This is a genomic window from Leptospira mayottensis 200901116, from assembly GCF_000306675.2.
Taxonomy (GTDB): Bacteria; Spirochaetota; Leptospiria; order Leptospirales; family Leptospiraceae; genus Leptospira; species Leptospira mayottensis.
In genome coordinates, this window is record NZ_CP024871.1 from 3288516 (window position 1) to 3295000 (window position 6485).

The following is a 6485-nucleotide window of genomic DNA, read 5'->3' on the forward strand; positions in this document are numbered from 1 at the left end:
CCAAACTTTTACAATCCTAAAGACCGTATAACGGATCAAAGATAGGCAGATTTTAATCGTACAATTCAGAAATGCCGATATTTTAGATAAAACCGAAAATTGTTCAAACGTGATCAAACCCGAAATCCGTTTTTCCCAACACCAGGAAAAAATTTGATACGTGATCCTATCGATAATGATTTCTAGGGCGGGAAATACGAAAAGGATATGAGATTGAAATGTTATTTTAGGAAAATGGAATAAAGAGTAAAATGGAATAAATTTCATAAGGAAAAAAATCAGCTTTGTCCTCGCAATTCTGAAAATGGCTCCAAATCAAATAAAACGCGGCATAGTTCAAAAGGGGATTTTCCCTACCAGTTCAAACTCGACATAGGGCCGAGTCTTTTAAAACAAAATCAAATAACATCAATTTTAGTTCTTTTTCAGCTTTTCTTCGTACTTAAGTAATCTTAAACTTCTTCTGTGCCGAAATTTTTGATTCGAATCTCCATCAAGGCCTTTTCCTTGACGTTAGGATTTTTCCCGATCCAATCAGATTTCCCTTACACGATTTATTTTTCCTTCCTTTTTTTTTCTTCGGTCTTATTACTATAAATCGTGTCTATACGATCCGCACCGTCCTTGCCGAAATACTTTTCACGCATGTGTTTTGTTTTGTTGTTTCGGTCGGACAAACTCATTCTTTCCAATTCATCTTCTCTCAGAAACATTTCGGTTTCATAGGCGTTATATTTAGGTTCTCTCTTCTTTACGGTATCGTAATATCGACCGTAGACATTTTTTCTGAATTCCTCGTATCTTTGCATTCTTTGTTCGCCACTTAAAGACTCCGTATCGATTAAAAACCCTCCCAAGGAATTCCGGTAAGTTTCTTCTGCTTCCTCTAATCCGAAGATAAGTTGAGCGTCATTATCGGAAAAAAATTCTCTTCTTTTCTTTTTAATGAGTTCGTATTTTTCAGAGTTACTGAGCTTATCAGAAAGTTCAAATTCCCTCATAGTTATTTCGTATTTCAAGTAACTCGAAAAAAGGTTCATTAGATATTCAACTTCTTTTCCGGAATAATGGTCCGTAATGAAAGCTCGAATAACTTCGTTACACTGTTCGTAGATTAAATCTTCGGGACACTCCCTTCTCAAAGCCCAAAGTTCGGAAACTAAATTGACTTCTCCAGTGGAAGCGTATCGTAATAACTCATCAAAGGAGAGCCAATTTCCATTCTCATCGAAAATTCTGCGTGAAGTATCCACGATCGTTTGATCTAAAGTCCACTTGCCGGATTCCGGGTGCTGGAGTCCAAATTCCGCCGCATCCAAGTTTCCCGAAGAGTCTTCGGAAGCGCCACTTCCACTGAAAAACGCAAACCAGATCAATACGATTAAAATCGCAGAGATCGAACCGAGGACTACGGGAAATATAATTCTTTCCTGTAGAGATTTCATGGATTTGTGATTCTTAAAAAAATCTTTCTTAAAGCAAATCTTTTTTGTTTTTTCCAAAAAAGCACTTCGGATGGAATGACAAATTAGTGCGACAAAGAAAACCAATCCTCTATTACCCCGAAGGAACCACGGGAGCTAAAGAAATTTTTTCGACGTTTGAAAAGTTGGAAGTAAAATCGTATTCGATCAATCAAATCGGAGATTTGTCACACAACGAGCCCGAAATTCTGATTGCAAACACCAGACTCAAAATAAACCAAGAATGTATTTTAAATTTCCCTTCAGTTAAAATTTTTGCGACTGTAAGCTCAGGAACGGATCACGTGGATTTTAATGTTCTTAAAAAATCAGGAAAAATTTTTTTGAACGCACCTGATTGTAATGCTGGTTCAGTCGCGGAATACTGCTATGCTGGCCTTTTAAATCGATTCGACGAAGCAGAGCTAAAAACCGTCAAGATCGGAATAGTCGGACACGGAAATACGGGGAAAGAATTTTATAAAATTCTAATATCCAAAGGAATCAACTGCATCTTTTACGATCCATTTTACAGAACGGAATCATCTCCTTTGAAGGAAGTTTTAAGCTGCTCCGTTCTCAGCTACCACGTCCCTTTGATCGAAGAAGGTATAGAACCGACATTTCATTTTGTCACGGATTCTTTGATAGATTCCTTAACACCAGGAACTGTTTTTATCAATACGAGTCGCGGAAAAATTCTCTCTCCGAACGCCTTTAGCCGATTGATTGCAAGAAACGATATATTCAAAATTTTAGATGTATTTGACCCGGAACCTCCCTCAGAGGAAAAAGGGAAGATGCTCGCGGAAGTAGAACATTCGATTTTTACCCCGCATATCGCCGGTTATAGTCAGTTGGGAAGAATCAGCGGAACTTACCGAGTCGCGGAAAAATTATCCATTTTATACCAAGATCATACCTTACCACCATTGAAATCCTTCTTACAAACCTCTGGAGAATTTAAAACTTCCACTTTCTTAAAAAAAGAAGACCAGCTTTTAAGAGAAGCCTGGAGAAAAGGAGATCAAAGTTATTTTGAAAGAAGAAGGAATTCGTATCCTGTAAGATTGGATTGGGGATTAGTTTGATTTTGTGTTATCAGTTTTTAAATCCCTTAAAAGTTTACTCATCCCATTTTTATTCGGTTCTTGTAGATGACATCAAACCGTCAAATGAATCACATAGCCCGTTATATTTTAAAATCCGCTAAACCTTGATCGAATACGCAATTCTGTCATCATTAGAAAAAACGAAATATGACTTAAGATAAATCCCAAGGATATTTTATCGAAAGGAACAAATTCTTCTATTCGGCAAAAGAAACCGGAAGAAAATAAAGCCCCTTTGAATATCGAAGAGGAAAATGATTTGTGGAATTACCATAAAACTCTAGCGAGTAAAATCTCAACCTTGGAAACAAAATTATCGAAGCTGAAAATAGAATAACTCCAAAACATATCATCTACATAAACCAAAGCTCAGCTTTGAAATATAGGATCAAATATCTGCAATACAATCATGCAATTGATAGGTTTCGAAATTGCTTGAAAAGTTAGAAAACTAAGAATTCTATTTCTTCTTTGTAATTTTCTTTTTGAGAGATTGATCTATTTTTTAGGAGCGGGAACAGAACCTGACTTTCTAGCGGTTCTTTTTTCTTCCCTGGCTTTCTCCTGAACTTCACGCTTCTCTTGTCTTTCTTTCAAAAGAGTTGCTCTTTCTTTTTTAGAGGTCAGTTCTAGAATTCCAACTTCGGAATTATCGGAAGCCCTGTTCACGAGTTTCAGAACGCGGGTGTAACCGCCATTTTTGGTCTCGAAACGTTTTGCGATATCTTCAAAAAGTTTTACAACTACTTCACGATCTTTGATTCTTTTCATGACTTCGCGTTTGTTGTGAAGTTGAACTTCCGGTTTCAGATCGGTAACGAGATTCTTCTTAGCTCTCGTAATCAGTTTCTCCGCTTGAGAACGAATCACTTTCAATTTTGCTTGAGTGGATTCGATTCTCTCATACTTAAAAAGAGAGGTGATCATATTGTTGATCAACGCGTCTCTATGACCTTTATTGCGGTTTAGGTGTTTTACTTTATTTCTTTTGTTCATTTTAGAAATCCCTCATTCCAAAAGAGAGACCCAGAGTAGAAAGTTTTCCTTTCAACTCTTGGAGACACTGATCGCTGTAGTGTTTGGACTTCGACATTTCTTCTTCGGATCTTTTGACCAAGTCCCCGATGAAATCGATTTCCAGACTTCTCAGCACATTGAGAGAACGAACGGAAAGTTCCAATTCTTCCACGTGTTTTGACAAAGAAGCTTTGAGTTTTTCATCCGCCTCGTCCAGTTCGTCGTCTTCTTCTTCCAGTTCTTCTTCGAAATTGATAAATACTGTAAGATGCTCTTTTAAAATTTTAGCGGCCTGAGCTACGGCGTCGTCAGGAGATACGGAACCGTCAGTCCATACTTCCAGAGTCAGTTTTTCGTAATCGGATCTTTGAGCCACACGAGTTTCCGAGACTTCAAAAACCACTTTCTGAACCGGAGAAAAGATGGAATCCACAGGAATGGTTCCGAGAACTTCGATGTCTTTTTTCTTTTCTTCCGCAGGAACGTATCCTCTTCCTCTCTGAATTTCCAAATCCATAACTAGATTTGCGTCTTCATTCAGGGTGGCGATGTGAAGATCGGGATTCATGATTTCTATGGAAGAATCCACAGCGAGATCACCCGCTCTGAAATAACCAGCGCCTTTCAGTTCGAGATGAATGATCTTGCTCTGATCCTTTTCCTCAGGCTCGTATTTAATACGAACTTGTTTCAGGTTCAGAATGATTCTCGTTACGTCTTCCGCAACTCCTTCGATAAAGGAGAACTCGTGGTTTACTCCTTCTATACGAATCGCAGAGATCGCGGCTCCCTCGATCGAGGACATCAAAGTCCTTCTGAGAGAGTTACCGATCGTTGTCGCAAAACCCCTTTCAAAAGGCTCTGCAACGAACTTCCCGTAATTGGGAGTGCTCGCTTCCGTGTTGAATTCAATCTTCTTAGGACGTTTAAATCCTTTGAGTAAGCTTTTGAGAGACAATTTGAGACCCTTCTATCAGATTTTATTTCGAGTAAAGCTCTACGATTACCTGTTCTTTTACCGGTAGATCGATATGATGACGTTCTGGTAATGCCGTAACGTCCCCGCCAAAGTTTGTGTAATCTGCCGATAACCAGGACGGAACTCCCTGCAAAGACTGAGACAATCGAATGTTATCAGCGATGAAGGCAGAAGCCCTAAACTTCTCTCGGATTTCCACTTTATCCCCTACGTTCAGTCTGTAGGAAGGAATATCCACTCTTTCTCCGTTCACAAGAACGTGTCTGTGAGCGATAAAATTTCTCGCTTGGCGACGAGTCACTGCAAATCCGAGACGATACAAAACGTTATCTAATCTTCTTTCCAAAAGCTGGAGAAGAATTTCACCGGTCACACCGTGAGAATGAGAAGCTTCTTCGTAATATTTACGGAATTGTTTTTCTAAAAGTCCGTATGCTCTTTTCAGTTTCTGTTTTTCACGGAGCTGAGTGCCGTATTCGGACACTTTGCCCTTTCTCTTCGTAGGCATCCCGGGAGGCCCTTTGCGGTGAAATTTATCCTTATTAAAAGTATAACTAGACTTCAGGAAGAGATCCACTCCCTCCCTTCTCATAATTTTTACAACAGGACCTCTATATCTTGCCATCTGAAATTACCTTAGACCCTTCTTCTCTTACGTGGACGACAACCATTGTGAGGCAACGGAGTAACATCCTTAATCATCTTAATGTTCAATCCTCTGGCAACCAAAGAACGAATCGCGGATTCACGGCCGATACCGGGCCCGGAAACCATTACGTCTACTTCTTGCAATCCTGCCGAATCCATCGCTTTTTCAGCGGCGTTTCCTGCTGCGATCTGAGCCGCGTACGGAGTGGATTTTTTGGATCCGCGAAATCCCATCGCACCCGAAGTAGACCAAGAAATCGTGTTTCCGGCCATATCAGTGATCGTAACGATCGTGTTGTTGAAGGAAGCGGTGATATAGACTTTCCCGCGAGGAACTACCTTCTTTTCCTTCTTTTTAACTTTCTTTTCTTTCTTTACGGATTTCTTATCGTCAGCCATGATTACTTAGTTACCTTTTTCTTGTTCGCAACCGTTTTTTTACCGCCCTTTCTGGTTCTGGCGTTGGTCCTGGTTCTTTGACCGTTCACCGGAAGACCTCTTCTATGTCTAAGTCCTCTGTAACAGCCGATATCCATCAGACGTTTGATATTCAACTGAATTTCGGAACGCAGGTCCCCTTCCACTTTTGCACTTTCTTCCAGCGCTTTACGAATCGCGGCTTCTTGAGATTCGTTTAAATCTTTAACTCGAATCGATTCGTCGATTCCCGCCTTTTTCAGAATTACCCTTGAAAGAGAGTTTCCAATTCCGAAGATATAGGTCAGTCCTACAACAATTCTTTTTTCCCTGGGAAGGTCAATACCTGCAATACGAGCCATATTTTATGCTTGCCTTTGTTTGTGTTTAGGATTGGTGCAAATCACTCGGATCACACCTTTTCTTCTGATAACCTTGCAGCTAGAGCAGATCTTCTTAACTGATGTTCTTACTTTCATAACGATTCCTATTTTTTGCGGTAGGTAATTCTTCCCTTAGAAAGGTCATAAGGGGAGAGCTCCACCGTAACTTTATCACCCGGTAAAATCCGGATATAGTGCATTCTCATCTTTCCGGAAATATGGGCCAAAACCTTGTGGCCATTTTCCAGTTCTACTCGGAACATCGCGTTGGGCAGGGGCTCAAGTACGGTGCCATCGACTGTGATCGCTTCTTCCTTTGCCACTCTTACGCTAGCTCCTTTTGAATCAAAGAAGTCACTTCTTCGAGGGTCCCGACGCCGTTCACTTGAGAGAGCTTCTTTTGTGCCGCGTAAAAATCCAGAAGAGGTAAAGTCTTCTTGTTATAATTATCCAGACGATTTTTGAT

10 protein-coding genes (1 of these 10 only partly in view) are annotated in these 6485 nt (G+C 40.1%); 1 reads left to right on the forward strand and 9 read right to left on the reverse strand.

Going from position 1 to position 6485, the window contains the following annotated elements; all coding sequences use genetic code 11:
* Positions 1 to 554 precede the first annotated feature (554 nt).
* Positions 555 to 1445 carry a lipase secretion chaperone gene (locus LEP1GSC190_RS15040; protein WP_036034714.1) on the reverse strand — a complete coding sequence of 297 codons (891 nt, stop codon included), beginning with the start codon at positions 1443 to 1445 and terminating at the stop codon, positions 555 to 557.
* An 86-nt stretch (positions 1446 to 1531) separates the two neighbouring features.
* Between LEP1GSC190_RS15040 and LEP1GSC190_RS15045 the strand changes: the two genes are divergently transcribed.
* Positions 1532 to 2554, forward strand: a complete 1023-nt coding sequence (locus LEP1GSC190_RS15045; protein ID WP_002748626.1) for an NAD(P)-dependent oxidoreductase — start codon at positions 1532 to 1534, stop codon at positions 2552 to 2554.
* A gap of 519 nt (positions 2555 to 3073) precedes the next feature.
* Here LEP1GSC190_RS15045 and rplQ read toward each other — a convergent pair.
* The 8 genes in view from rplQ to LEP1GSC190_RS15085 are tightly spaced (at most 22 nt apart) and all read right to left on the reverse strand, a layout consistent with a single transcriptional unit that may run on beyond the window.
* Positions 3074 to 3571: a 50S ribosomal protein L17 gene (gene rplQ / locus LEP1GSC190_RS15050; RefSeq protein WP_002748375.1), complete on the reverse strand. Its 498-nt coding sequence runs from the start codon at positions 3569 to 3571 to the stop codon at positions 3074 to 3076.
* A gap of 1 nt (position 3572) precedes the next feature.
* Positions 3573 to 4550 carry a DNA-directed RNA polymerase subunit alpha gene (locus LEP1GSC190_RS15055; protein ID WP_002722915.1) on the reverse strand — a complete coding sequence of 326 codons (978 nt, stop codon included), beginning with the start codon at positions 4548 to 4550 and terminating at the stop codon, positions 3573 to 3575.
* A 22-nt stretch (positions 4551 to 4572) separates the two neighbouring features.
* The gene (gene rpsD, locus LEP1GSC190_RS15060; protein ID WP_002748385.1) at positions 4573 to 5196 is read right to left on the reverse strand and encodes a 30S ribosomal protein S4; all 624 of its coding nucleotides are present in this window, start codon (positions 5194 to 5196) and stop codon (positions 4573 to 4575) included.
* A gap of 11 nt (positions 5197 to 5207) precedes the next feature.
* Positions 5208 to 5618 carry a 30S ribosomal protein S11 gene (gene rpsK / locus LEP1GSC190_RS15065; RefSeq protein WP_002748520.1) on the reverse strand — a complete coding sequence of 137 codons (411 nt, stop codon included), beginning with the start codon at positions 5616 to 5618 and terminating at the stop codon, positions 5208 to 5210.
* 2 nt (positions 5619 to 5620) lie between these two features.
* Positions 5621 to 5998 carry a 30S ribosomal protein S13 gene (gene rpsM, locus LEP1GSC190_RS15070; protein WP_002722936.1) on the reverse strand — a complete coding sequence of 126 codons (378 nt, stop codon included), beginning with the start codon at positions 5996 to 5998 and terminating at the stop codon, positions 5621 to 5623.
* 3 nt (positions 5999 to 6001) lie between these two features.
* On the reverse strand, positions 6002 to 6115 hold the full coding sequence (rpmJ, locus tag LEP1GSC190_RS15075) for a 50S ribosomal protein L36 (RefSeq protein WP_000868428.1): 114 nt from the start codon (positions 6113 to 6115) through the stop codon (positions 6002 to 6004).
* A gap of 8 nt (positions 6116 to 6123) precedes the next feature.
* A complete protein-coding gene (infA, locus tag LEP1GSC190_RS15080; RefSeq protein WP_001040194.1) occupies positions 6124 to 6342 on the reverse strand; it encodes a translation initiation factor IF-1 in 219 nt (72 codons plus the stop codon).
* Between the two features lie 2 nt (positions 6343 to 6344).
* Positions 6345 to 6485, reverse strand: the 3' end of a protein-coding gene (locus LEP1GSC190_RS15085; protein WP_002748426.1) for an adenylate kinase. Its footprint extends 405 nt past the window's final position; the window shows 141 of its 546 coding nt (coding positions 406-546); the start codon falls outside the window, past its right edge; its stop codon occupies positions 6345 to 6347.